Origin of the sequence: Xenorhabdus griffiniae (assembly GCF_001028135.1) — a bacterium.
Lineage (GTDB): Bacteria > Pseudomonadota > Gammaproteobacteria > Enterobacterales > Enterobacteriaceae > Xenorhabdus > Xenorhabdus bakwenae.
On record NZ_LDNM01000046.1, the window covers coordinates 1 to 914 of the forward strand.

The 914-nt window shown below is 43.5% G+C and carries 2 protein-coding genes; both read right to left on the reverse strand.

All coding sequences use genetic code 11. The features are described 5' to 3' along the window. Positions 1–13: 13 nt before the first annotated feature. The gene (locus AAY47_RS11270; protein WP_327213539.1) at positions 14–559 is read right to left on the reverse strand and encodes an IS630 family transposase; all 546 of its coding nucleotides are present in this window, start codon (positions 557–559) and stop codon (positions 14–16) included. Next, positions 528–851 (reverse strand): IS630 transposase-related protein, encoded by a 324-nt coding sequence (locus AAY47_RS11275; RefSeq protein ID WP_047769920.1) that lies wholly within the window; start codon positions 849–851, stop codon positions 528–530. Before AAY47_RS11275 ends, AAY47_RS11270 begins: the two co-directional genes overlap by 32 nt. Between the last annotated feature and the right edge of the window lie 63 nt (positions 852–914).

A 914-nucleotide genomic window follows, 5' to 3' on the forward strand; every position in this document is an offset into this window, starting at 1 on the left:
TATAGCAAAATCATCATAACATGGCATATTCAATATGCTCTGTAAACAGCTCATCAACTGAACATCTTTTTTGTCTTCTTATTGCTTTTGCTCCACCCCATTTGTGTTCTATCGGATTCAAATCAGGGCTATAAGCAGGAAGCCATTCCAGTTGACATTCGCTATCCACTATCGCTTGTCTCGTGTCATTTCTTTTGTGGAAAGACGCATTATCCATGACTATCACTGCACCGTGCGGGAGTTTTGGCAATAAATCTTGCGTTATCCATGCATGAAAGACATCCGCATTAATGCTCCCGGTAAACAAACTTAAGGTGACGAAGCGATTGTTGAGAATGGCCCCAATCACGTTAATACGGCCTTTCGCCTGCCAGTCGTGTGTACCAAAACAGCGCTGTCCTTTTTCAGCATACCCATGTGTACGTGGCATGGATTGAGCAAAACCACTTTCATCTAAGTAAACTATCGGTTTGCCTGCCTGTTCATAGCCATTGATCCGCTCGACAAACGCTTGACGAGCCTGAGGGTCAGCGCGAGGGTGTTCCAGCGTTTTTTTTATGCGTGAGCCGAAGTCGTTTCAAGGCGTAATGAATAGCCGACTGCGAGACACCTAAACGTTTTGCTCTTTCCCACTGATAATCGTCGGGAAATTTTTGGATATCCGCGATAAGCACCTCATCAGGGATTTTCATGGGAGGCTTATCACGCGTCATGCAAGGTTCTATTTTATGGCTCCACCGGAACAGGGTACGAATAGAAATCTCAAAATGGACACTCGTTTGCTCGAAAGTCAACGAATGTTTATCTTTGTATGCCAGGACTCTTTTTCGAAAATCTAGACTGTAACCCATTTCACTTTATGCCTTGTCATATTGGATTGGGATATTATGCCATATTGGTATGATTTAGCTATA